This window comes from Algibacter pectinivorans, from assembly GCF_900112595.1.
GTDB lineage: Bacteria > Bacteroidota > Bacteroidia > Flavobacteriales > Flavobacteriaceae > Algibacter_B > Algibacter_B pectinivorans.
This window is the reverse complement of sequence record NZ_FOMI01000003.1, coordinates 316973-341890: the sequence shown is the minus strand read 5'-3', so window position 1 is coordinate 341890 and position 24918 is coordinate 316973. Positions and strand designations below refer to the sequence as shown.

The following is a 24918-nucleotide window of genomic DNA, read 5'->3' as shown; positions in this document are numbered from 1 at the left end:
TTTTTTATCTGTAGGCTGTAAATAGTACTACAACATCTTCGGCTTGAACATCTGCTGGCTGAACATTTACAACAGGATTTGTGCTATTTGCAGTTATTACTCCGTTTGTATACGTTACATTTATTGTAAATCCATCAGTTGTAAAACCTGTGAAAGCACCAGTAATAACACCTAAAAGACTTCCGTTTTGATCGCCATAGCGTAAACCTAAACAATTAGAACTGCTAGAAAATCTAGAAATATCGTTAATAGAATTTCCGTGTGTACCACTAAAAATAACTTGTTGGGTTATGGAATTATCGCTATTAAGTCTAGCAAATCCATTCATACTACCTTGAGAGTTACTAATACCTCTAGCATTATTACCAACACCATTATCTGCATTGATATCTAAAGATTCTACATTGGCATGCGCCACAAAACTTACTTGACTAGGCTGAAAAGGTATAGCAGAAACCGTAGTAACGCCGCTTCCGGTTACAATAAAAAAGCCATTATAAACATTTACTGAATTTGAAACCCAATTTGTACCGTCGAATGTTTTAGTAACACTGGTAGTACCACTGGTATCAAACCAAACATCACCTTCAAGAGGGTTTACAGGTGCAATTGCAGCCGTAGTAACTTGATTGTTTCTAATGGTTTCAAGAGTTCCTTTATTATCAATAACCCTAACTTCTTGGGCGTTAATTGCTATTGAAACAATCAACGCCAAAGTTAGTATTAGAAAATTTTTATTCATTAGGGAAATTGTCATGGTTTATTTTAGTTAATCCATTGAACTTCAAAAACATCATCAGCATAAATTGCCCAATCGTTTGGTGCAGTAGCATTTGGCACTAAAGTAACCGCTCCGGCTACAACCGTATAATCTACATTTGCTAAAAGTTTAGCTCCGTTTCTGTATACCCATACTTTTTGATATACCGCAGGTATAGAAACATCGGCTAAAGTAGGTGCAGTACCATCGGCAGTTGCAGTTGCTGTTAATTGTCCTGCTTGAACCAGATCAGTAGCTAATATTTTTCTTGTTTCGCCTGTTGCTTCATCTCTTACTAAAATAGTGTACCCAGATGTATCTAGTGTTCCTGCCGTTGCTGCAACTCCAGTTTCTTGTAAAACACCATCTAGAACAAAAGTACCGCCTGTATCTAATGTAATTTTAAACTCGTTAGCACCAGTAGCAATGTTTGTAGCATCGGTAAGTGTGCCACCTAGTTGCCATGTAGATACAATACCACCATCTGGTGTTGCATCAGTTAAAAGTGTTAAACCATTTTTTACTTGTAAATACTTTTTGGTTCCCTTATTATCAATTACACGAATGGTACCATTAAGTGCTGAAGACTTTCCTACTTTTTCGGTAGCTCCAACATCTCCTGTTGTTTGCTGTGCATTACTTAAGCTAAATATCATTACTGCTATTAGCGCTAATCCTAATTTTAAAAATTTGTTTTTCATTTTTGTTATTTATTAATTACTATTTAGGGGATTTAATTTTAATTGAACTATTCTTATTTCATCGCCATCATAACATGTGGCTTCTGGTTCTACTTCTATGGTCGTACTATTGACTCTAGTAAATGTTATTCGAGCTCCATTTCTGTAAACTTCCAACTCATCAACATCTGCAAATTCTGAAGGTGTTTCAAATTGTGCTTGACCATTATTTGCCATTACAATAACTTGTTGTTGCCTTATAAGATTTGACGTTTCCACTTTTTTAAGAACGCCAGAAGTATTATCTACAACAACTATACTATTAGAAGAATTACTAAAATTAACATCCTGAAGCCCTTCAATAGCCAAAGTATTTAAAGCATTGGTTGTAATTACGGTTGGTGTTATTAAAGCACCACCAAGTTGTAGTGTGTTACTATTTATTGAAATACCGTTATTAGCATTAATGTCTTTATTAACCGATACCCAATCGGTACCATTATAAGAGTAAATTTCGCCAGTATTTTGGTCCACATAAATATCTCCTGCTAAAGGGTTGGCTATAGAAGTATTAGGAGCTCCGTTACCGCGACGTGGATTAATATTTATAGGAAGCCATTGCGTACCATTCCAAATACTTACTAAATTTGTAGCATTATTGAACCAAAAATCACCTACTTTATTATTTATTGGACCCGTTGCACTAACACTTATATTTGGTTCGTCGCATAGGTTTTTCCAAATTAAACCATCAAAAGCAAAAACACATTGGGCATCTGTATTATAAACCAATGCGCCCTCTAAAGGCGTTAAAGCATTTATTTCAGATTCACTTAACCTGGTAATAACAAGAACTTTGTTACTGCTTTCTAATTCTAGAATAGAATTTGAATTAATTAAAGAAGGATTATCACCTATTTTAACTTGAGAGAACATTACAAGCGGGAATGCTATAAAGATTAATGTTAATGATAATATTTTAGTTTTTAACTGCACTTATATAATTTGATTAATTATTCGTTTCTAATAATATGACTCATCACACAGATAAAAGTCACATTTTTTCGTTGAAATACATTATTAAATTAAATTCAAGGCAAAATTAGGCCCCAAATAGAACTTAAAAATGATTATTAGATGAATAAAACATAAGTGTAGACGGATGGTAATTTAATGTCGTTGAATTGAAATATTAATGATTGCTATTTAAGTTAAAAACTATAGAAACTGAGGACTACTAATTAGCTTGAAGAAGTTTTTAATTAACTTTAATAAGCTATTTAAACAAAAAAAGAGGCTTCCTTTAAAGAAAACCTCGTTTTTGTTACTTACAAGCCTTTTTATTTTAGACCTAACTTACTTAATATTTATACTGTATGGAAATAACAACTGTACGCCCTTTTTCTGAGAGATTGATTTTATTTCTTTTAAAATTTTGTAATGCTCCTCTCCTAGCTCCTCTTTTAAAATGGTTTCTTTAGCTTTTACTATACCAAAATCTTCAAGCATTTTATCTAAGTCTTTTTCAAAAACAGGAAACTCTCTTATTGAAAAGTCTTGAAGTTTTGCCGCTTCAGCCGCATACTTTAGCGCTAAATCTAAGCCTCCTAACTCATCAACCAACCCCATGTTTAGAGCATCGGCACCTGTCCATACTCGACCTTGCGCAATCTCTTCAACCTGCGCCTTAGTTAATTTTCTGCCTAGCGCCACTCTATTAGTAAACAATTCGTAAACGTTAACTACGCCTTCTTGTATATACTTTCGTTGTTGACTGCTTAAGGGCTCAAAAAAACTATAGGTTAAAGCGTTTTGGTTTGTAATGACTTGTTCTGCATTAATGCCCATATTTTCTGCTAGCTGTTTTCCATTAGGCAACATACCAAAAACACCAATACTTCCTGTAATTGTAGTTGGTTCTGCTATAATTTTATGTGCATTACTAGCAATATAATAACCACCAGAAGCGGCATAATTACCCATGGATACTATAACCGGTTTTACTTTTTTAGTTAATTCAATTTCGCGCCAAATAAGCTCGCTAGCCAATGCGCTTCCTCCAGGAGAATTAATACGTAATACAATGGCTTTAATATCAGAATTAGTTCTTGCTTCCTTTAAAGACTTTTCCATAGTGCCTTGACCAACAGTATTTTCGTCGCCTTCACCATAAATAATATCGCCTTCGGCATAAATAACAGCTATCTTATTTTTATGATACTTTCCGCCCATATGTCGTGATGCATACTCGGAATAATCTGCCATTGAAATTCTATTTAGCTCTTTATTAGAATCTAGACCTATGGCAAATTTCATAGCATTAATATATTCATCATGATACGCTACTTTATCTATTAAATTAGATGATTTAGCAAGTTCTGGATTTCTAGCTAACAAACTATCTGCTATAGTATTTAAACGTTCTACAGAAATGTTTCGGCTAATTGAAATATCTTTTCTTATTTCTAACCAAAGTGACTTCAAATAGGCTTCGATTTGAACTCTATTATTATCACTCATTTCATTTTCTAGAAAAGGTTCTACGGCACTTTTATACTTTCCATGTCTAACAATTTCCATTTTAAACCCTGTTTTTTCTTGGAAATCTTTGAAATATAACTGCTCGGTAGATAAACCTTTAAATTCTAGCATTCCAGCAGGATTAACATAAATGGTATCGGCTACTGAGCTTAAGTAATAATCTTTTTGAGAATACATATCGCCATAAGCCACCACAAATTTACCAGACTCCTTAAACTTTAATAAAGCACCTCGAAGTGCTTTAGTTTGAGAAATTCCAGCATTAATAAAATTATTATCAATTGAAATACCTTTTATATTAGGGTCTGTTGCTGCATGATCTATAGCATCAATAATATTAAAAAGTCCTTTTTTACTACTTTCGTTTAAAAAGGGATATTCTTTAAATTCTATTTTGCCTCCATAATCTTTAATAGGAAAGTCCAAAGTTAATTCTAAAACCGAATTAGACTTTACCTTTACTAAATCATCGGATCCAGAACCTAAAATAGCTCCTAACACGACTAAGCACAGAAAGCAAATAATTAAAAACACAAAAATGCCTGTAACGGTAGACAATACACGTTGAATAAAACTCATGGGTTTAATTTTTAATAATTACAATAAAGCTAAGATTTACTTAAACCAACTGTATAGATTCTAAAGTTTTATTACGATTAATTTTACCAGATTTAGTTTCTTTAAATTTAGATACAAAATGAATTTCTTTTGGCTTTTCATATTTATCTAAGTCGTTAAAAATGGCATTATCAATATCCCTTTTTTCTCCTTCAACAACTAGAATTAGCTTATCGCCTAAAGTATCATCCTCTCTTGACGCAATAAAAAATTCACCTGATATTTTATCTTGAAGTTTACTTTCAATTTGCTCTGGATATAACTTAATACCTCCAGAATTAATTACATTATCAAAACGCCCTAACCACTCAAAACTAGTGTCTGAAATAATATCGACAATATCGTTAGTTACAATGACATCATCAGCCAATTTAGGGGCATTAATTGTTAAGCATCCTCTTTTATCTTTAGAGACTTTAATTCCTGGAAGCGTTGTAAAAAAGGCTTCATCTTTAGCGCCTGTAAAATTATTTAATTTTTTAACAGCGATATGAGATACAGTTTCTGTCATGCCGTAAGTTTCATATACATTGGGCTTTTTATCCTGCACAAGTGCTGCAACAGCCTGAGAAACTCGACCACCACCAACTATAACTGTTTTAATTTTTTTTAGATACTTGGCAAAGTTTTTAAGCTGCATAGGTGTAAAAGCGCAGAACGTATAATCCTTTTCGTAATCAATTAACGGTAAAGCTGCAGGTTGTACCATATCTAGTTCTAGACCTAAAACAATAGCTCTTACAATAGTCATTTTACCGGCAATAAAGTTTGATGGTAAACAATGTAAAATTTTATCGCCCGGTTTTAAATTAAAATAATCGCCAGTTGCTATAGCCGAATTTACCATAGCCTGTTTTTTTATTTCAATTTTTTTAGGTTTTCCTGTAGAACCAGAGGTTTTAACAATAACATGATCTTTTTCGTCTAACCAATCTAATAAAAAATTACCCAATTCTTGTTGGTATGGCAATCCTTCCTTAACATAACTATAGGCCACTTCCATAAGGTCGTCATACTTATAATTTAAATTATCTAACTTAAATTTTAAATGTACATTCTTGTAATTCGGTGTCATATTTTTTAATCTAAAATTTTATAATCTTCTTTTGGTGGTTCTACCACTTGGCCTAAAAGTTTATCCTTCCAATTGGTCCAATTATATTTTTTGGAAAGTACAAAAAGTAATACAGGAAACACAACAAAAACAGGAACAAATATTTCTGCCAATGCCATTGATGATGGATCTGATAAATCTTTTAATATAGAGTGTGTTTGTAGTGCTGTCCAATCGGCGGTAACCAATAGCGCTGTAAATAAGTTATTAGCAGCGTGAAAGCCTAAGGCCAACTCTAACCCGTCGTCCATAAGTGTTATGATGCCTAAAAACAACCCTGTCCCAATGTAATATACCATAATAACTGGTCCTAATTTTTCCACCTCTGGGTTTGCAATATGCATTAACCCAAAACCTATGGATGTCATTAATAAAGGTACCCATTTGTTTTTAAAAAGCACCCCTAAACCTTGCATTAAATAGCCTCTAAAAAAGTACTCTTCAAAACTGGTTTGCAAGGGTATAAATAAAATAGCTATTACGGCAAGAATTAAAAAAGGTTGTAATTTAAAGTTAAGCTGATAATCTTCTGGACTCATAAAATAATCGAATAACACAAAGCCACTAGAAACCAATCCCCAAATTACAAAAATGAACCAAAAGCGTTTCCAATCAATTTTTTTTCGGGCTGTTGTTAAACTTGTTATGGACTGCTTATGTAAAAATTTAGAGGACAAAAACACCCCCAAAAGCCCCACGGCAAACGATAACAGCATAAGAAACAGAAACAAATTACTCCCTAAAACCTTGCTCATGGCAGGAATGTCGGTTGGCATACCTACCGATGCATCGCTAAATATTTTTATGGCTAAAGCAATTCCTAACGGAATCATACCTATTAATTGCCATGCAAAAAATATGATAAAAACACCTATTATATACCGCCAAATATCGTGTAAACCTTTATAGGCTTGTTGTATGTAATCCATATTATAAATTAAATTTCCAAGGTTTTAAATTATTGTACTGCAATGTACCATTTTTTACTTGCAAAGGGCTATCAAAATTATTAGTAAATAAACCGCCCGTGCCCAAACCCTGTGGCATATTACTGTGTTTTGAATAGGTGTATTGTGCTATCGCATTTAAACCTATGTTACTCTCTAAAGCACTTGTTATCCACCATCCTATGTGTTGTTTTTTGGCAAGATTAATCCAATCGTTACTGCCTGAAAAACCACCAACCAAACTAGGTTTTAAAATAATATATTGTGGTTTAATGGTTTGTAGCAACTCTTGCTTTTTTGTTACAGAAAACACACCAATTAATTCTTCATCTAGAGCAATTGGCAAAGGTGTTTTGTTGCAAAGCATAGCCATTTCCTCTATTTGTCCTTGTTTTATAGGTTGCTCAATAGAATGTAAATCTAAATCTGATAACATTTTTAATTTCTCTAAGGCTTCAGAAGGATGAAAAGCGCCATTAGCATCCACACGCAATTCAATATCTGTTGAAGAAAATTGTTTTCGAATAGATTTTAAAAGGTTTATTTCTGAAAGAAAATCAATCGCACCAATTTTCATTTTAATACAACTGAAACCTGCATCAATTTTATCTTTAATTTGCTGTTTCATAAAGGCTTCAGACCCCATCCAAATTAAACCGTTAATAGGAATGGCATCGTTACCACGAGTAAACTCTGAAGGTATTAAATTAAATGAATCATCACTTTTTAAAGATTTGAAAGCGGTTTCTAAACCAAATTGAATGCTTGGATATTCATTTAAGCTCATCAATAATTCATCTAGACCCAAATCAATATTATTACAAACCCATTTTAGTTTGTCTTCGTAATTTGCTGTATCATCAATGGATAAGCCTCTAAATAGCCCGCACTCGCCTATTCCCTTTTTACCTTCAAAATTTAAAAGTATAAACCAAGTTTCTTTAGTTTTTAATACACCGCGAGAGGTACCACTTGCTTGTTTAAAATTTAAAACATATTGGCTGTAAGTTGCTTTTATCATTTATAGCTCAATAAAATCTCCAATTTCTAAAAGCATTAAATCTTTATCTCTTTCAAAGAATTTGCGTTTAGCCACTTCATGGTCTATTTCAATGTAACCAAATGTATCATAATGATACCCCATTATTTTATCGCAGGCTATAAAATCGCTAGCTATAATAGCATCGTTGATTCCCATAGTAAAATTATCGCCTATTGGTAAAATTGCTAAATCCAATTGGGTTTGAAGCGGAATTAACTTCATATCGAAAGTTAAGGCCGTATCTCCAGCTATATATATGTTTTTATGTTCGCCTTCAATTACAAATCCACCAGGTTGCCCACCATAACTACCGTCTGGAAACGACGATGTGTGTATGGCGTTTACATATTTAACGGTACCAAACTCAAAATCCCATTTACCACCATGATTCATAGGATGTCCATCGATACCAAGGGCTCCAAAATAATTAACAATTTCATAGTTTGAAACAACAACCGCTCCTGTTCGTTTGGCAATAGCTTCAACATCGGCAATATGATCTTGATGTGCATGTGTAACCAGAATATAATCCGCCTTAAGCGTATTAATGTCTATTTGAGATGCCTTTTCATTTGGACTAATAAAAGGATCTACTAAAATATTAATGTCCTTTATTTTAATTCCTAAACTAGCATGACCGTAGAATGTGATTTTCATTTAATGTAAATTATATGTTTATCCGTAATAAATATACTAAAATGGAAGTAAATGTCCTATTCCTAGCAAAATTGCTAATAACACAGTTGTTAAAGCAAGTGTTTTTAATTCTGGGTCTAAAAATTTGGGTTCCTTATTCGCATTAACTCGTTTTAAATGAAGTAATAATGGCGCATAGGCTATCATGAAAATAAGATTATAAGGAGACGTGTAATACAGTATACCAAATAAACCAGACAGCAAAATAGCACCCAAAACTAAAACGTTGTGATAGCGCTTAACTTTTTTCTCGCCCATTTTAACGGCAAGTGTAATTTTGTTAGCCTTAGCATCAGATAACCTATCTCGCATGTTATTTAGGTTTAAAACACCCGTACTTAATAAACCTATCGTGCATGCCGGCAAAAACGTGACATGATCTATTTGTTTAGCAAATAAAACATAACATCCTATTACACTAACCAGACCAAAAAAAACAAAAACAAAAATATCGCCCATGCCTTTATACCCATAAGCACTATGCCCTACAGTATAACGAATTGCGGCTACTACAGAGCCAATTGCAAGCGCAAAAAAGAGTATGGATAATAAAAAATACTCTACACCAAATGCCGAAAAAATAAGCCCAAAAGCCAGAATAATAGATACCAAAATATTTATTTTAATACCATTAAAAAGCTCTTCTGGCGTTATATTCCCAGATTGAATAGCCCGAACAGGTCCTATTCTATCTTCATTATCGGTTCCTTTTACACCATCGCCATAATCGTTTGCTAGGTTGGATAAAATTTGAAAACTTAAGGTGGTTAAAATAGCGAGTATAAAAATACCCCATTTAAACACACCATTGTAATGTGCTAAGCATCCTGCTACAATAATACCGGCAATAGAAAGTGGCAATGTCCGTAAGCGCATTGCAGAAATCCAAGTCGAAAAATTACCCATTTACGGAATCCATTTTTTGTCAAAGTTAGGCTTACGTTTTTCTAAAAAGGCATTTCGGCCTTCTTTAGCTTCGTCTGTCATATAAGCTAAACGTGTGGCTTCACCTGCAAAAACTTGTTGTCCTACCATACCATCATCGGTTAAATTCATGGCGAACTTAAGCATTTTAATAGACGTTGGTGATTTTCCAAGAATTTCTTGAGCCCATTCGTACGCAGTAGATTCTAGCTCATCATGTGGAATAACGGCATTAACCATTCCCATTTCAAAAGCTTCTTGAGCCGAGTAGTTACGCCCTAAGAAAAATATCTCTCTTGCTTTTTTCTGCCCTACCATTTTTGCTAAATATGCCGATCCATATCCACCATCAAAACTTGTTACATCGGCATCGGTTTGTTTAAAAATAGCATGCTCTTTACTTGCTAATGTTAAATCGCAAACCACATGTAAACTGTGTCCGCCACCTACAGCCCAACCAGGAACTACAGCTATAACAGCCTTAGGCATAAAACGAATTAAACGTTGTACTTCTAGTATATTTAAACGATGATACCCATCTTCGCCTACATAACCTTGTTTCCCTCTTGCTTTTTGGTCGCCTCCACTACAAAAAGAATACACACCATCTTTTGTTGATGGTCCTTCGGCAGATAATAATACAACTCCAATATTTACATCTTCGTTTGCATCATAAAAAGCGTCATATAATTCGCTTGTTGTTTTTGGTCGAAATGCATTTCGAACATTTGGCCTATTAAATGCAATTCTAGCAACACCATTACACTTTTTATAAGTGATGTCCTGGTATTCTTTGGCTACGACCCATTCCGGTTGATTCATAATTAAGTATAATTTTACCCAAAAATAAATTTATTTAAGCAAAACACCCTTTCGATTTAAAAAAATTACCACAAAAATAGCAAACACACTGGTTTTTAATAAGTTACACAAATCAAGCTTTTATTGAATTGTATCCAAAAAAAAGCACCCTAAAATAATGATACCTAAATTTTTTACTTAACAAATTGACTATATCCTAAAAATACTAAAATACGTACTAGTATGTATTGTAACACGCTAAACATTTGTTAATTTTGTACCGAACAACAAATAAATTATAATTTTACTGACAACTACTTGCCGTTTAGCAGATTAATATGTAAATTGTCGGACTCTAAATCTTGTATGCCTATGTTATTAACAATTACTCTAATTCTTTCTGGACTTGTAATTTTTAACCTGTTATTACTTAAGTTAAGTTGTAACAAGACTGTTAAAACTCAAAAAGTAGACAAAAAACCTGTGGTTTTAAGAACACGCTTAACGGTTGCTCCTACTACACAAACACTTGCAGCTACAGGTAGCTAATATTAGTACTATTTGCAATTGTTACTCTAACCGCATTAAAGCATTTTGTTTTAATGTATGATTTTGTGACCAAAGTTTTTAACTAAATTAGTTTTATCACATTTTTGTTACTATGAAACTATTTTAGTCAAACTCCAAATTATACATACCATTTCTAAATCTATAAACATAGCTTATTGGTTTAGAATAAGCTTAATATTATTCTTCTTATTTGCTTAAATAAGATTACCTTCATTTTTAGAACTTCCCATTAGCTAAAATTAGGTACCTTCCCCTTTTAATAAAAACAGAAAAAAAACTATTAAACCTATATAACGTAATTAGTTAGCAATAAAGCTTTTTAATTGTAATTGTGACCAAAAAATAAACTTAGGGTCTTATTATAAATCTTAAATGCCTATGTTACTAACAATTACTCTAATTATTACTGCTCTTGTAATCTTTAATCTTTTACTACTTAAGTTAAGTTGTAACAAGACTGTTAAAACTCAAAAAGTAGACAAAAAACCTGTGGTTTTAAGAACACGATTAACCGTTACATCATATACACAAGCACTTGGTGCTACGGGTAGTTAATACCTAAAGGATTTACACATTATTAGATAAGCTTGTTATATGCGACCAAAATATAATTTAAGGGTCTAAAATTATAAGAAACAATAAATATGTTAAACATTATATCTATAGTTATTTTATTTGCCGCAATAATATTGGCGTTCTTTTTTCTTTTGCATGTTACTTATAAAAACAAAAGAGAAAACGACAATCAGTTATTTACCAAATAATAGGGGTTACTCCACTTCTTTCTAAATATGTATTGGCGTAATAAAAATGGTTGTTACCAAACCAATAACCTCTATTAGCACTTAATGGTGATGGATGCCCAGAAGTAAGTACTTTATGTTTTTCAACATCAATTATTTTTATTTTCTTTTTCGCATAGCCACCCCAAAGTAAAAACACCATATTTTCCTTCTTATCGCTTATTGTTTTTATTACAGCATCGGTAAAAGTCTCCCATCCTTTTTTTTGATGACTTCCGGCTTCATGAGCTCTAACGGTTAAAGTCGCATTCAATAATAAAACTCCTTGCTTAGCCCAACGCATTAAATTTCCGCTATCTGGATACGGTACATCTAGACTAGTTTCAAGCTCTTTAAATATGTTTTTTAAAGACGGCGGATGCGCAATACCATCATTTACAGAAAAACATAAGCCATTAGCTTGCCCTTCGCCATGATAAGGATCCTGTCCAAGAATAACCACTTTTATGTCGTTAAAATGACAATAATTAAAAGCATTAAAAATGTCACCCTTTGGCGGGTAGCATATCGTGCTATTGTATTCCGTTTCAACAAAACGTATTAAGTCCAAAAAATAAGGCTTAGTAAATTCTTCTTTTAAATAAGGCTGCCAACTTTTATGGATTTCAAAATTCATTTCTCAGTTAATATTTAATAAAAACTAAAATAGTACTATCTTTCGTTTAATTAAAAATTTATAGCCTTGAAAAAAATTAAATTCCCAACCGCCCAAACCATATTAATAATTATAGCTGGATTAGTAGCTATTTTAACTTGGTTTGTGCCCTCTGGAAAATATGATTCTTTGGCCTATAACCCGTCTAGTAATACCTTTACGCAAACAAGTTTAGAACAAACCACGCAGTTAGAGGCTACTCAAGAAACCTTAAATACCCTTGGTATAAAAATCCCATTAGAAAAATTTATATCGGGCGATATTTGGAAACCAATTAGCATTCCTAATACGTACCAACAAGTTGAAGCCAAACCTCAAGGAATTATATCTTTTATTAAATCGCCCATAAAAGGTATAATAGAAGGGGCCGATATTATTTTCCTAGTCCTAATTATAGGTGGTCTAATAGGTATAATAAATTACACAAGTGCTTTCGATACTGGCATATCTTGGCTAGCCAACACCTTAAAAGGTTATGAGTTTATCCTTATTATACTGGTAACAAGCTTAATTGCCGTTGGCGGAACCACCTTTGGTTTAGCCGAAGAGACCATAGCCTTTTACCCCATACTTATTCCCATATTTTTAGCCGCTAAATACGATGCTATGGTGCCTCTTGCCTGTATTTATATAGGCTCTTGTATTGGCACCATGTGTTCCACCACAAATCCGTTTTCTGCAATTATAGCATCAGATGCGGCAGGAATTAATTGGACCACCGGTATTACAGGACGTTTTATCATGCTGTTTTTGGGCACTTTAATCTGTATTCTATATATAATAAGGTATGCACAACGTGTTAAAAAAGACCCCACAAAATCTATAATTTACGATCAAAAGGAAGCCATCGAAAAGCACTTCGGAAACAGCACCAATGCATCCATAAAATTAACCTTTCGGTTACGCCTAATCCTAATCATTTTTATGTCTTGTTTTGTAGTCATGATTTATGGTGTATCGCAATTAGATTGGTGGTTTGTAGAAATGACTGTTACCTTTTTAGTGGGAGCCATAGCCATAGGCATCATTGGTAAAATAAAAGAACACACATTTGTAGATGTTTTTGTAAAAGGCGCTGGCGATTTACTAGGAGTAGCTATTATTATTGGTATAGCACGAGGCATCACTATTATAATGAACGACGGCCAAATTAGCGACACCCTTTTATATTACGCCAGCAACACCACAAACGGCATGAATAAAGGCGTTTTTATTAACGCTATGCTCTACATTTATGGAGGTTTATCCTTTTTTATACCATCATCTTCCGGAATGGCCGTATTAACTATGCCCATTCTCTCACCACTTGCCGATGGCGTTGGTATAGGCAGAGAAATGATAGTAAACGCTTACCAATACGGCATGGGCTTATTCGCGTTTATAAACCCAACAGGCTTAATTTTAGCATCTTTAGCCATTGTAAAAGTAGGTTATAATAAATGGCTAAAATTCGTTATACCATTAGTAATTATCCTGCTTATTTTTACTATGCTTGTACTAACAATTTCTGTTTATTTATAAAATAATAGAATAATTTGGGCGCTACCACAAGGGTCGGGCTATTCGTTCCAAGTCCTCGCACCTCCTACGTCGGGCTGTGGGCTATCCACTACTATCCCTAGCGCACTTACTCGTACCCTTAAAATTTTAGTAACTCTATTTGAAAAATTCCAAAACCCGTTTAAGAAAGTATTCTAACCAAAAGTTCTTTTAGCAAATCGCCTTGCGGAACAGCGTTAGATCCTACACCTTTACCCTTTACATCAAACTCTCGCAATGTAGATACTACGGCACTTACTTTTCGCATCGGAAAATTTCTAGCAGCAGTTATATAATCGTTCACAAAATAAGGGTTCACCTTTAATGCAGAAGCTACACTTCTAGGCGACTTATCTTTCAACCCATGAAAATGAAGCAATTGCGAAAAATAACTAAACAATAACGAAACCGTAACCACCATAGGGTTATCCTTTGGGTTTTCACCAAAATAATTAACTATTTTATGAGCCTTAAGCACATTCCGTTCGCCTATAGCCTTTCGTAATTCAAAATTATTGTAGTCTTTACTAATCCCAATGTTTTCCTCAATATGATCGGGCGAAATTTGAGTACCTTCGGGTAAAATAATTTGTAGCTTTTCTAGCTCGTTATTAATTTTACTTAAATCGGTACCTAAAAATTCCACAAGCATTTGGGCCGCTTTAGGAGAAATAGTATAGTTTTTTGGCGATAAAACACGCCTAATCCAATCTGGCACCTGGTTATCGTAAAGCTTTTTACTTTCATAAACCACACAATCCGGTTTCAGCGCCTTATATAACCCTTTACGCTTATCAATTTTTTTGTATTTGTAATTAATTACAAGTATTGTAGAGGGTTGCGGATTTTTTGCATACGCTGCTAATTTTTCAATATGGCGCGATAAATCTTGAGCTTCCTTAACAATAACTACTTGGTACTCTGCCATCATAGGAAAACGCTTTGCTTGCCCAACAATATCATCTATGGTAACATCTCTACCATACAATACCATTTGGTTAAAACCACGCTCCTCTTCACTCAATACCGAGCTTTCAATAAAATCGGATATTTTATCAATATAATAAGCCTCTTCACCCATTAAAAAATAAATAGGCTTAAGGTTTTTGTTTTTAATATCGGTAACTAGCTGTTTTACGTCGTCCAAAGTGTCTATAAAATTTTTTATTAAAATCACTACAAGTGACTTAATAATGATAAATTTGTGAGGTGCAAAATTTAAATTTCCCTACATATCAATTTCGTTTCAAAAATAGCGAAAATAAAGTTTCTATTTTCGATCCTATACGCAAAAAATTTATCGTTTTACAGCCCGAAGAATGGGTGCGCCAACATTGTATTCAGTTTTTAGTACAAGAAAAAGGCTATCCGCTATCGCTAATAAATGTTGAGAAAGAAATAATCATTAACGATTTAAAAAAACGTTACGATATTGTGGTTTATAATCCCAATGGCAGCATTCATTTAATTGTAGAATGTAAAGCTCCTAAAATAACCATCAATCAATCTACCTTCGATCAAATTGCGCGTTATAACCTAGAGCTAAATGCTACTTATTTAATGGTAACAAACGGATTAAATCATTATTATTGCCAAATGGATTTTGAAAATGAACGCTATCAATTTTTAAAAGATATGCCGGAGTTTAGTCGGCAATAATTAGTTTTTAGTTTACAGTCGCAGTCGCATAAAATTGCTAAAAAACAATAATAAAAAAATTTAGGTATTTAAACATGAAAATTGCCATCGTTATATTAAACTGGAACGGAAAAAAACTTTTACAACAGTTTTTACCATCGGTAATACAGCATAGTCAAGGTGCCGATATTTATGTAGCGGACAATGCCTCGACCGACGATTCCATTGCCTTTGTAAAAACCAATTACCCCAACATAAAACTAATACAAAACCAATCCAATGGTGGTTATGCTAAAGGCTACAACGACGCATTAAAACATGTAAAGGCAGATGTTTACTGCTTATTAAATAGCGATATAGAAGTAACAGCAAATTGGCTCACACCTATTATAAACACCCTTAAAACCGAGGCTAATACAAGTATAATTCAGCCAAAAATATTAGATTATAAAAACAAGGCGTATTTTGAATATGCTGGTGCCGCAGGAGGCTTTATAGATAAATATGGCTATCCCTATTGCAGAGGGCGTATTTTTAACAGCATCGAAAAAGACCAAGGGCAATATAACGATACTACCGAAATATTTTGGGCAACAGGTGCCTGCTTATTTATAAGAAGTAACGTTTACCAAGAATTAAATGGCCTTGACGAGTATTTTTTTGCTCACATGGAAGAAATCGATTTATGCTGGCGCGCCAAAAACTTTGGTTACACCATTAAGTATGTTGGTCAATCTACAATATATCATGTAGGCGGTGCTACCCTAAAAGCTACCCATCCTAAAAAAACATTTTTAAACTTCCGGAATAGCTTAATTACCCTAACCAAAAATGCCAATGGCTTTGTATTTGGCAAAATATTTATGCGCCTTATATTAGATGGGGTTGCAGCTATAAAATTTTTACTAGAATTAAAACCCTTGCATACGCTAGCCATATTAAAAGCACACTTTAGTTATTACGCTCAATTAACACGGGTGTTAAAGCAACGAAAAGCCATAAAAACTAAAATAAAGTACTATTCTACAACATCTATTGTGTACCAATACTTCGTATGTAAAAACACAGAGTACAGCAGTTTATAAAGCTATTAGCAAAAGTTTTGTTAAAATGTTAAAAACCACCGAATTTTGTATATTTTTGTAGTTAAATATAGAAATTAATCCTTAAAATAATCATGAGAAAAATTTTATTACTAAGTGCATCTGCAATGCTTTTATTAAGTTCATGTGTATCAAAAAAATTGTTCACAGATCTTGAAGCAAAACAAAAAGAAACTCAAGACTTACTTAACTCGGCAACTGTAAAACTTAACTCTTGTTTAGAAGACAGAGCATCGGCAACGGCACGTGTAGAAGCTATGAAAGATCAGCTTGACGATTTAAAAAAGAACAACGCCGCATTAATTAAAAGTTCTCAAGATTTAACAGAATTAACATCTAAAGGTGCAACAAACCTTGAAAAATCTTTAGAGTCTTTACAAGAAAGAGATTTAAAAATTACACGTTTACAAGATGCTATCTCTAGAAAAGACAGCGTAACATTAGCTTTAGTAACAAGCTTAAAGCGTGAAGTTGGAATTAACGATCCAGATATTGAAGTAAATGTTGAAAAAGGTGTGGTATTTATCTCTATTGCCGATAAATTATTATTCCAATCAGGAAGCTACAATGTAACTTCGGCTGCAAAAGGTGTTTTAGCAAAAGTAGCTAAGGTAATTAACAGCAAACCAGATTTCGAAGCTATGATTGAAGGTCATACAGACAGCCAATCATACAGTAAAGGTGTGTTAGTAGATAACTGGGATTTAAGTGTAAAACGTTCTACATCTATTATTAGAGTATTACAAGAGTTAGATGTTAACCCAGGACAGTTAATCGCTGCAGGTCGTAGTTCTTACGTGCCATTAGCCGATAACGATACTGCTGCAAACAGAGCAAAAAACAGACGTACACGTGTTGTTATTCTTCCAAAAATCGATCAGTTTTACGACATGATTGAAAAGGAAATGAAAAACCTAGAAGCAGGTAACAACTAATACCGCTCACAAATACATACTAAAAGCTCAACCGAAAGGTTGGGCTTTTTTTATGCTTAATTGTTAATGTTTATTTGGGCGTTACCACAAGGGTCAGGCTTTCCGCTACAAGTCCTCGCTCCTCCTTCGTCGGGCTGTGGGATTTCCACTGCAATCCTTAACGCAGCTACATAACTTCATATAAAAAGTAAAGGGAAGATGTATAACCAGTATACAGAGCGTCCCTTCGTTTCAGGGCCATTCGTAAACAGCCAGTACAAAAGTATAAATTAAAATGCTTTATTCATTAAAGTTATTTAAGTTTTAAATTTCAGTATTGTAATTTATTTAGCTCTCAAAATAATCAGAGTAAAAACTGAAGCGTAGTAAAATAAATAATGTGGCTAAAAGCCTTTAAATTTGCAAACAAATAAAGCACCTTACTTACGTGGGGCTCTCTTAGTTTTTTAAACCACTGCCTGTGTCCATAAGATACTTTACATGAAACAAATATACAATATCTACTCCTTAACATCTGTTATTCATAACTATCAGAATTGTATTAAATATTAAAGAATTACCTATCATAAATGTTTCACTTCTATCTCTAACGCGGAAGCAAGAATTAAACTTTAAAAAAAATAAAGGGAAGATGTATAACTATTATACAGAGCGCCCCTTCATTTTGGAGCCATACTTAGACTGTCAAATCAAAAGATCGAATTAAATGTGCAAGCATAAATATTAAACCTTCTAGACACAAAAGAGAATATTAAAAAATTAGTTCTAATATTTTAAAATTATAAAACACATTAAAAATAGGCACTCCAAAACAATCAATTTTGCTATCTTTCTGCCTTATTTATAATAACTTTTATATTAATTTAAAAGTTAATACAAATTGGCGAATTGAGAATATTAAATGAGGGAATTAAGATGAGTAAAGAACAAAAAGTAACTGGCAACATACAACCACCAAACAAGGATTTGGAAATACTAAAACAAAACTTCCCAAGCTGTTTTGACAAAAACGGAGAATTTGACTTTAAAAAATTTAAAACCCAACTTTCAAAAAACGAAATCAACTTTTCAAAAGAAAACTATGGAATGGATTGGTTGGGTAAATCTTACGCTCGTTTATTGGCAACAGACGAAACCACTACTTTATTAAAAGAGGATGAAACGTTTAACCAAAAACCTGAAAACGCAAATTCTAAAAACTTACTTATAAAAGGCGACAATTTAGAAGTGCTAAAGCACTTATCTAATGCCTATTACGAAAAAGTAAAAATGATATACATAGATCCACCATACAACACAGGTAGTGATGGATTTGTATATGCAGACGACAGAAAATTTACTGTAGACGAACTACAAGAGTTAGCAGGAATAAGTGAAGAACGTGCCAAACGTATTTTAGATTTTACACAAAGTAAAAGTAACTCACATTCTGCTTGGTTAACCTTTATGTACCCAAGACTTTATATCGCCAAACAACTTTTAAAAGATGATGGCGTAATTTTCGTTTCTATTGATGATAATGAGGTTGCACAACTGCGTTTATTAATGGATGAAGTTTTTGGAGAAGAGAATTTTGTAGCAGAATTGATTTGGAAATCCAGGTTGAGTGAAGATAATCGTAATCTCACAGGAGCTTCAATTGATCACGAGTATATAGTTACTTATAGGAAAGAATTTGGAACTTTAATTGGTGTTAAAAAAGATCTAAATAAATTTTCAAACCCTGATAACGATCCAAGAGGACCGTGGAGAAGTTCCGATTTGACAGGTTTATTAACAATTGATCAAAGACCAAATTGTCACTTTGATTTAATAAATCCAGAAACTGGAATTACTTACAAGCCTCCATTAAAAGGCTGGAGAAATGATTTCAAAGCAATGAAAAAAAAGATTTCAGAAAATAGAATTTTATGGCCATCTACACCAAGTGGTAGGCCTAGAAACAAACTTTTTATGAATGAAATGGTTTCATTGAATAAAAATCTTTCGACAATAATTACTCAGTCATCAACAAATGATGGAACTAAAGAAGTCGCTAAACTTATAGGTACTGGTATATTTACCTTTCCTAAACCAACAAAACTTTTAAAATTACTTGTAAGTCAATTAAATTTTAACAACGATATAATCCTAGACTTCTTCGCAGGTAGTGGTACAACAGGAGATGCAGTAATGCAACTCAACGCAAAAGATGGTGGAAATCGTAAATTTATATCAGTACAATTACCAGAACTAATTGATCCAAAAAGCAATAAAACAGCTTACCATTTTGTAAAAAATGAATTAAAAGTAGCAACACCTACTATTTTTGAAATTACAAAAGAACGTCTAATTCGTGCATCAAAAAAAATACAAGAAGAAAACAAAGATAAAGACTTATCAAACCAAGATTTAGGTTTCAAAGTATTTGAAACAATGCCAATATGGGAAGATTATAATTTTGAATCAGAAGAATTGGAGAAACAAACAAGTTTATTTGATGAAAGTAAACTTACTAGAGAAGACGTTAAAGCATTATTGGTTACTTGGAAAACTTATGATGGTGTCCCACTTACTACAAGCATACAAGAAATAGACTTAAATGGATATACAGCACATTACAGTAGTGAAAAATTATATTTAATGGATAAAGGTTTTACAACCGAAAATTTAAAAATTTTATTAGAAAAAATAGACAGCGATAAAAATTTCAACCCAACCACCATCATTGCTTTTGGTTATCATTTTGATAGTAAAAATTTGCGTGAAATAAGCGAAAATATTAAGTCTTACGCTAACAAAAAAAGTATTGATATTGACTTTATAACACGCTACTAATATGACACGAGCTTATTCTAAATTTTGTTTTATTGCAAAATTTAGAATAGCGAACTGCATGTGACCATAAAAAAAACAATAGAATTAAACACATGAAAGGATTTAATTTTGAAAAGAATCTTCAGCACCAAACCCAAGCGGTAAAAAGTACGGTCTCTGTTTTTGATAATTTAGAAGTAGAAAACCCAAAAGGCATTGACAAACAATTTTTGAATCCTGTTATAGATATTTATAGTGGCGTTTCTACAAGTTATGCTAAAAACATTCGTATTCTTCAAGAAGAAAATGGAGTTAAAGAAACCATAAAGCGAAATAGCAATATAATAGATATTATGATGGAAACAGGTACAGGAAAAACCTATACCTACACCAAAACCATTTTTGAACTCAATAAAAATTACGGTCTTTTTAAATTTATTGTAATTGTTCCTACACTTTCAATTAAAGCTGGAACAATCGACTTTTTAAAAAGTGATAGCTCAAGAGCACATTTTAAAGAGCAATATGGCAAAACCATCAAATTACATATTGTAGAAAGTAAAAAAGGAAGTAAAAACAAAAAATCGTTTATGCCACCTGCTGTAAATAGTTTTGTAAACGCAGGAGTTTACGAAAAAAACAGCATTCAAGTAATGATTATCAATGCAGGAATGATAAACTCTGAAACAATGCAAAAGAGTTTTGATAAAGGCATATTTGACAAATACACAATTCCTTTTAAAGCGATTTCGGCTGTTAATCCTTTTCTAATAATAGATGAGCCTCATAAATTTGGAACTGGTAAAACAACTTTTGAAAATATCCTGAAAATGAATCCGCAATTTATATTGCGTTATGGTGCTACATTTCCAGAAAAAGAAATAAAAGTTAAAGATGAATTAGGTAAACTAAAAAAGAAGAAAGTTAAAGACTATCATAACTTAATTTATACATTAACTGCTGTAGATTCTTTCAATCGTAATTTAGTAAAAGGTGTAATAGGTCATATTACAGAGTTTGAAAGTGGAAAAAACGCTATTGTAAAACTAAACAATACCGATGGTAAAGAAGCCTATTTTGAATTATTGGAAGACAAGAGTAAAAAGACATTTAAACTTGCTAAAAAAGAAAGTTTACAAAGAGTACATTCTGCAATGGAAGATTTGTATATAGAAAGTTTAAATAAAAGTAAAGTTGTTTTATCTAATGGAATTGAATTATCAAAAGGCGATAAATTAAACCCTTATTCGTATGCAGAAAAACTGCAAGAAATAATGATTCAAAAAGCCATAAAAAGCCATTTTGAAAATGAAAAACAATTACTTACGCGACCTGTAAAAATTAAACCAATTACACTCTTTTTTATTGATAATATAGAAGAGTATAGAAATGAAGATGGTTATTTAAAAACAACTATTGAAGGTTTAATAAAAGTAGAAGTAGAAACTTTACTTAAAACCGAAAAGAACACCTTTTACAAAGCATATCTTGAAAAAACTTTAGAAGATATAAGTCTTACTCACGCAGGATATTTTTCAAAAGATAATTCAGAAAAAGATGAAGCCATAGAAAAAGAAATAAACGAAATATTACACGACAAACAAGCCATGCTTGATTTGGATAATCCAAGGCGTTTTATTTTTTCAAAATGGACTTTAAGAGAAGGTTGGGATAATCCAAATGTTTTTCAGATTTGTAAATTAAGAAGTAGTGGTAGCGATATTTCTAAACTTCAAGAAGTTGGTAGAGGTTTAAGACTTCCTGTAAATGAATATGGTAACCGAGTAAAAGACGAACAGTTCTATCTAAACTATTTTGTAGATTTTACAGAAAGTGATTTTGTAGATAAATTAGTAAATGAGATAAATGAGAAATCTGGTGCAATTTCAATTGAGGATATTCCAGAAAAATTATCAGATGATATCGTTAAGAAAATTTGCGAATTATATGAAACCACAGAAGATAATTTATTTGAAATTTTAGACGATAATAATGTTGTGACAAGGTCTAACAAATTTAAAGAAGGTGGTTTTGATTTTATTAAACATAACTATCCTAAAATATTTGAAGGTGTTGGCTCTAATAAAGTTAGAAAATCTACAGATAAGAAAAAGCAAGTTAGTATCCGAACAGAAAAATATACCGAATTAAAAGAACTTTGGGAGAAATTAAATGAAAAGGTTATTTTAGAATACAAGTTTGAAAAAGAAGACAAATTCAAATCACTTTTTATAAATTTCTTGAATGAACAAAACAGCAATTTTACTATTGAAGGTATAAAGGAAAGAACAGCACAAATTGAAATAACTGACAACATTGCTGGAGTTAAAGAAGAACAAGAAATTTATGGAAATGAGATAACTCCAATTTCTACTATGAAGTACAGTAGTTTCTTGAAGGAATTAGCAAAAACACTAAATATCAATATAAAGACTTTAAACAGTTCATTTATTGATTCTAATGTTGACATCAACAAATTTCTAAATATTGCCACAGTTCGTATTATTAAGCAGAAGTTCGAGAATTATTTAATGTTTAACGCAATAGATAAATTTGGAATTGAATATCAAAAAGTTAGCAATGAAATTCATCCAACTAAATTTACTGACGAAAAAGGAAATGTTTTAAAAGAAATTTCTGCTTCTGATGTTGGTGTAATGTATTCCGATAAGAAAGTAGCTGACGAATATTTACTTGATGAATTATTTTACGATTCTGAATTAGAAAAACAGAATATTGAAACTAACTTATCAGAAGTTGTTGTCTTCTCTAAAATCCCAAAAAATTCAATAAAAATTCCTGTTGCTGGCGGGAAAAGTTATTCACCTGATTTTGCTTATGTCTTAAATTATGAAGACAAATCGAAAAAGTTGTACTTTGTTGTAGAGACAAAAGGTAAAGATGAAGAAAAGTTAGATAAAGAGGAAAGACAAAAAATTAAACACGCAGAAAAGTTCTTTGGAGATACAATAAAAATTAAATTCAGAAAGCAATTTAGCAATAAGAAAATAGAAAATTTAATACGAGAAATTATAGTCGAAAAATAGCATGCATTTAATTATAGAGCCCAAACCAGCAAACACACCCCCCTTAGGGACTGCATTGGAAAGTCCACAGTTTTTGCTCCCTAGCGCAAGAGCGAGGATTTGCAGCGTAAAGTCCGACCGCCTTCCCTGAGCGCGGTGGAAGAATGTGGTAACCTTTCTTCTACGCTAAAGACAGGCAACCAAATAGCGCTCAAAAAACTAACTTACCCACTTCATCATTAAAGCGCAAGCAAATGCGGCATACGTGCCTAAAGCATAGCCTAAAACCGCCAACAAAACACCTACTGGCGCTAACGACGGATGAAAAGCTCCTGCCACTACAGGCGCCGAAGCTGCACCACCAATATTAGCTTTAGAGCCTACTGCCAAAAAGAAATATGGGGCTTTTATAATTTTAGCGACTACAAATAGTAAACCAACATGTATAAGCATCCAAACGAAACCGATGGCGAATAGACTTATGTTTTCTACAATGGCATTTAAATTCATTTTCATACCAATAGAGGCTACCAAAATGTAAATAAACACGGTGCCTATTTTACTGGCGCCTGCGCCTTCGTAACTTTTTATTTTGGTAAAAGATAGTATAACACCAACGGTTGTTGCGGTAATAATTAACCAGAAAAAGGCACTACCTAGTCCGAAATCGACCAAAAACGGCGCGTTTTCTTTTACCCAAATGCTTAAATTATCCCCTACTAAGTGGCTTAGCGAAGTTACACCAAAGCCTGTACCTAAAAGGATTATTAAATCGTTAAAAGATGGAATTCTTGCGGTTTCCAAACTAAAGGTTTCCATTTTATTTTTTAATGCGATTATAGAGGAATTGTCGGCTTTAAAATAAGCGTCTATTTTATCGGATTTGGCTACGCCTAATAATAGGAATGCCATCCAAACTTCGGCCACCAAAACATCTACTACAGCCATGATACTAAACAGGCTATCGCTTACCTCCCACTGCTCTTTCATGGCGAGTTGGTTGGCACCACCACCAATCCAGCTTCCAGCTACGGTTGATAGTCCTTTCCATAGTTCGGTACCTTCTACATCTATTAAAATATCTGGAGCTACATAACTAAAAAATAAAATAGCCAACGGACCACCAATCATTACCCCAAGGGTTGCGGTTAAAAACATGATTAAGGCTTTGGAGCCTAATTTAAAAACGCCTTTTAAATCGATGCTCATGGTTAACAATACTAAAGCTGCAGGTAACAAAAACCGCGACGACACATAGTACAACTTGCTACCATCTATAAATTGGGCATACACCGAAGTATCTATCTGGTTTGCGGCGATATAAACTTTTAGGTCGTGTAAATTACTAACACCTTCTAGATTACCATAAAGGGTTTGTAAGTGTGTTATTGTGGCTGTGACGTCTATCCATTTATCAGCTATTAACCCTACCGAACTTAATACTGATGGTAAAAAGTAACACAATAATAGCGCTGGTACAATTTTATAAAACTTTGAAAACCTTGATAAACTGGAAGTGTGAAATATTAGTGCTAGCGTAATGCATAGGACACCGAATATAATAGTATCGGAAGCAAAAATGGGAATATCGCTGTTAATCTCTGATATATTCATGGGCTAATTTTAGATTTTTGTGGTTTGGAAATTTAAATTAATTTGTTGTACTAGTTTAAAAAAAATAGATGGCATTTTTATTTTGAATTGAAATACTGGTTTTAAAGTGGTTCTCG

At 32.9% G+C, this 24918-nt stretch carries 21 protein-coding genes; 8 read left to right on the top strand and 13 right to left on the bottom strand.

Annotated elements, in window-relative coordinates:
• Positions 1 to 4: 4 nt before the first annotated feature.
• The 10 genes from BMY96_RS06490 to BMY96_RS06445 all read right to left on the bottom strand — a co-directional run bounded on the left by BMY96_RS06490 (position 5) and on the right by BMY96_RS06445 (position 10144).
• Positions 5 to 742: a hypothetical protein gene (locus BMY96_RS06490; protein WP_175473528.1), complete on the bottom strand. Its 738-nt coding sequence runs from the start codon at positions 740 to 742 to the stop codon at positions 5 to 7.
• A gap of 23 nt (positions 743 to 765) precedes the next feature.
• The gene (locus BMY96_RS06485; RefSeq protein WP_092850588.1) at positions 766 to 1461 is read right to left on the bottom strand and encodes a hypothetical protein; all 696 of its coding nucleotides are present in this window, start codon (positions 1459 to 1461) and stop codon (positions 766 to 768) included.
• A 12-nt stretch (positions 1462 to 1473) separates the two neighbouring features.
• Complete coding sequence (locus BMY96_RS06480; protein ID WP_139205222.1) at positions 1474 to 2436, bottom strand: phage tail-like protein; 963 nt, start codon at positions 2434 to 2436, stop codon at positions 1474 to 1476.
• A gap of 360 nt (positions 2437 to 2796) precedes the next feature.
• Complete coding sequence (sppA, locus tag BMY96_RS06475; RefSeq protein WP_092850583.1) at positions 2797 to 4560, bottom strand: signal peptide peptidase SppA; 1764 nt, start codon at positions 4558 to 4560, stop codon at positions 2797 to 2799.
• A gap of 40 nt (positions 4561 to 4600) precedes the next feature.
• Positions 4601 to 5674: an AMP-binding protein gene (locus BMY96_RS06470; protein WP_092850580.1), complete on the bottom strand. Its 1074-nt coding sequence runs from the start codon at positions 5672 to 5674 to the stop codon at positions 4601 to 4603.
• Between the two features lie 5 nt (positions 5675 to 5679).
• Positions 5680 to 6642 carry a CPBP family intramembrane glutamic endopeptidase gene (locus BMY96_RS06465; protein WP_092850578.1) on the bottom strand — a complete coding sequence of 321 codons (963 nt, stop codon included), beginning with the start codon at positions 6640 to 6642 and terminating at the stop codon, positions 5680 to 5682.
• Position 6643: 1 nt separating this feature from the next.
• Complete coding sequence (locus BMY96_RS06460) at positions 6644 to 7681, bottom strand: o-succinylbenzoate synthase (protein ID WP_092850576.1); 1038 nt, start codon at positions 7679 to 7681, stop codon at positions 6644 to 6646.
• Positions 7682 to 8359 (bottom strand): metal-dependent hydrolase, encoded by a 678-nt coding sequence (locus BMY96_RS06455; protein ID WP_092850573.1) that lies wholly within the window; start codon positions 8357 to 8359, stop codon positions 7682 to 7684.
• A gap of 36 nt (positions 8360 to 8395) precedes the next feature.
• Positions 8396 to 9304, bottom strand: a complete 909-nt coding sequence (gene menA, locus BMY96_RS06450) for a 1,4-dihydroxy-2-naphthoate octaprenyltransferase (protein ID WP_092850571.1) — start codon at positions 9302 to 9304, stop codon at positions 8396 to 8398.
• Complete coding sequence (locus BMY96_RS06445; protein ID WP_092850569.1) at positions 9305 to 10144, bottom strand: 1,4-dihydroxy-2-naphthoyl-CoA synthase; 840 nt, start codon at positions 10142 to 10144, stop codon at positions 9305 to 9307.
• A 351-nt stretch (positions 10145 to 10495) separates the two neighbouring features.
• On the opposite strand from BMY96_RS06445, the gene BMY96_RS15965 reads away from it, so the two are divergent.
• Entirely contained in the window at positions 10496 to 10672 is a 177-nt protein-coding gene (locus BMY96_RS15965) for a hypothetical protein (protein ID WP_175473527.1), read from the top strand.
• 399 nt (positions 10673 to 11071) lie between these two features.
• Positions 11072 to 11248 (top strand): hypothetical protein, encoded by a 177-nt coding sequence (locus tag BMY96_RS15960; protein ID WP_175473526.1) that lies wholly within the window; start codon positions 11072 to 11074, stop codon positions 11246 to 11248.
• 198 nt (positions 11249 to 11446) lie between these two features.
• Here BMY96_RS15960 and ung read toward each other — a convergent pair whose 3' ends face one another.
• Positions 11447 to 12112: a uracil-DNA glycosylase gene (ung, locus tag BMY96_RS06430; protein ID WP_092850562.1), complete on the bottom strand. Its 666-nt coding sequence runs from the start codon at positions 12110 to 12112 to the stop codon at positions 11447 to 11449.
• Positions 12113 to 12178: 66 nt separating this feature from the next.
• On the opposite strand from ung, the gene BMY96_RS06425 reads away from it, so the two are divergent.
• Complete coding sequence (locus BMY96_RS06425; protein ID WP_092850560.1) at positions 12179 to 13672, top strand: YfcC family protein; 1494 nt, start codon at positions 12179 to 12181, stop codon at positions 13670 to 13672.
• A 160-nt stretch (positions 13673 to 13832) separates the two neighbouring features.
• Here BMY96_RS06425 and holA read toward each other — a convergent pair whose 3' ends face one another.
• Positions 13833 to 14837 (bottom strand): DNA polymerase III subunit delta, encoded by a 1005-nt coding sequence (gene holA / locus BMY96_RS06420; RefSeq protein ID WP_092850926.1) that lies wholly within the window; start codon positions 14835 to 14837, stop codon positions 13833 to 13835.
• 62 nt (positions 14838 to 14899) lie between these two features.
• On the opposite strand from holA, the gene BMY96_RS06415 reads away from it, so the two are divergent.
• The 5 genes from BMY96_RS06415 (at position 14900) to BMY96_RS06395 (ending at position 23209) form a co-directional block, all read left to right on the top strand.
• Complete coding sequence (locus BMY96_RS06415) at positions 14900 to 15349, top strand: type I restriction enzyme HsdR N-terminal domain-containing protein (protein WP_092850557.1); 450 nt, start codon at positions 14900 to 14902, stop codon at positions 15347 to 15349.
• 74 nt (positions 15350 to 15423) lie between these two features.
• Positions 15424 to 16413, top strand: coding sequence for a glycosyltransferase family 2 protein (locus BMY96_RS06410; protein ID WP_092850554.1), 990 nt, complete (start codon positions 15424 to 15426; stop codon positions 16411 to 16413).
• A 92-nt stretch (positions 16414 to 16505) separates the two neighbouring features.
• The gene (locus BMY96_RS06405; protein ID WP_092850551.1) at positions 16506 to 17366 is read left to right on the top strand and encodes an OmpA/MotB family protein; all 861 of its coding nucleotides are present in this window, start codon (positions 16506 to 16508) and stop codon (positions 17364 to 17366) included.
• 915 nt (positions 17367 to 18281) lie between these two features.
• On the top strand, positions 18282 to 20183 hold the full coding sequence (locus tag BMY96_RS06400) for a site-specific DNA-methyltransferase (RefSeq protein ID WP_092850549.1): 1902 nt from the start codon (positions 18282 to 18284) through the stop codon (positions 20181 to 20183).
• Between the two features lie 92 nt (positions 20184 to 20275).
• Positions 20276 to 23209 (top strand): type III restriction-modification system endonuclease, encoded by a 2934-nt coding sequence (locus tag BMY96_RS06395; RefSeq protein WP_092850546.1) that lies wholly within the window; start codon positions 20276 to 20278, stop codon positions 23207 to 23209.
• Between the two features lie 198 nt (positions 23210 to 23407).
• Here the strand turns inward: BMY96_RS06395 and BMY96_RS06390 are convergent, their stop codons facing one another.
• Positions 23408 to 24802, bottom strand: a complete 1395-nt coding sequence (locus tag BMY96_RS06390; protein ID WP_092850544.1) for a DUF819 family protein — start codon at positions 24800 to 24802, stop codon at positions 23408 to 23410.
• Positions 24803 to 24918 lie beyond the last annotated feature (116 nt).

Coding starts and splice junctions, on each gene's coding strand:
- BMY96_RS06490 (WP_175473528.1), bottom strand. CDS start 742: ATGAATAAAAATTTTCTAATACTAACTTTGGCGTTGATTGTTTCAATA.
- BMY96_RS06485 (WP_092850588.1), bottom strand. CDS start 1,461: ATGAAAAACAAATTTTTAAAATTAGGATTAGCGCTAATAGCAGTAATG.
- sppA (WP_092850583.1), bottom strand. CDS start 4,560: ATGAGTTTTATTCAACGTGTATTGTCTACCGTTACAGGCATTTTTGTG.
- BMY96_RS06470 (WP_092850580.1), bottom strand. CDS start 5,674: ATGACACCGAATTACAAGAATGTACATTTAAAATTTAAGTTAGATAAT.
- BMY96_RS06465 (WP_092850578.1), bottom strand. CDS start 6,642: ATGGATTACATACAACAAGCCTATAAAGGTTTACACGATATTTGGCGG.
- BMY96_RS06460 (WP_092850576.1), bottom strand. CDS start 7,681: ATGATAAAAGCAACTTACAGCCAATATGTTTTAAATTTTAAACAAGCA.
- BMY96_RS06455 (WP_092850573.1), bottom strand. CDS start 8,359: ATGAAAATCACATTCTACGGTCATGCTAGTTTAGGAATTAAAATAAAG.
- menA (WP_092850571.1), bottom strand. CDS start 9,304: ATGGGTAATTTTTCGACTTGGATTTCTGCAATGCGCTTACGGACATTG.
- BMY96_RS06445 (WP_092850569.1), bottom strand. CDS start 10,144: ATGAATCAACCGGAATGGGTCGTAGCCAAAGAATACCAGGACATCACT.
- BMY96_RS15965 (WP_175473527.1), top strand. CDS start 10,496: ATGTTATTAACAATTACTCTAATTCTTTCTGGACTTGTAATTTTTAAC.
- BMY96_RS15960 (WP_175473526.1), top strand. CDS start 11,072: ATGTTACTAACAATTACTCTAATTATTACTGCTCTTGTAATCTTTAAT.
- ung (WP_092850562.1), bottom strand. CDS start 12,112: ATGAATTTTGAAATCCATAAAAGTTGGCAGCCTTATTTAAAAGAAGAA.
- BMY96_RS06410 (WP_092850554.1), top strand. CDS start 15,424: ATGAAAATTGCCATCGTTATATTAAACTGGAACGGAAAAAAACTTTTA.
- BMY96_RS06405 (WP_092850551.1), top strand. CDS start 16,506: ATGAGAAAAATTTTATTACTAAGTGCATCTGCAATGCTTTTATTAAGT.
- BMY96_RS06400 (WP_092850549.1), top strand. CDS start 18,282: ATGAGTAAAGAACAAAAAGTAACTGGCAACATACAACCACCAAACAAG.
- BMY96_RS06395 (WP_092850546.1), top strand. CDS start 20,276: ATGAAAGGATTTAATTTTGAAAAGAATCTTCAGCACCAAACCCAAGCG.
- BMY96_RS06390 (WP_092850544.1), bottom strand. CDS start 24,802: ATGAATATATCAGAGATTAACAGCGATATTCCCATTTTTGCTTCCGAT.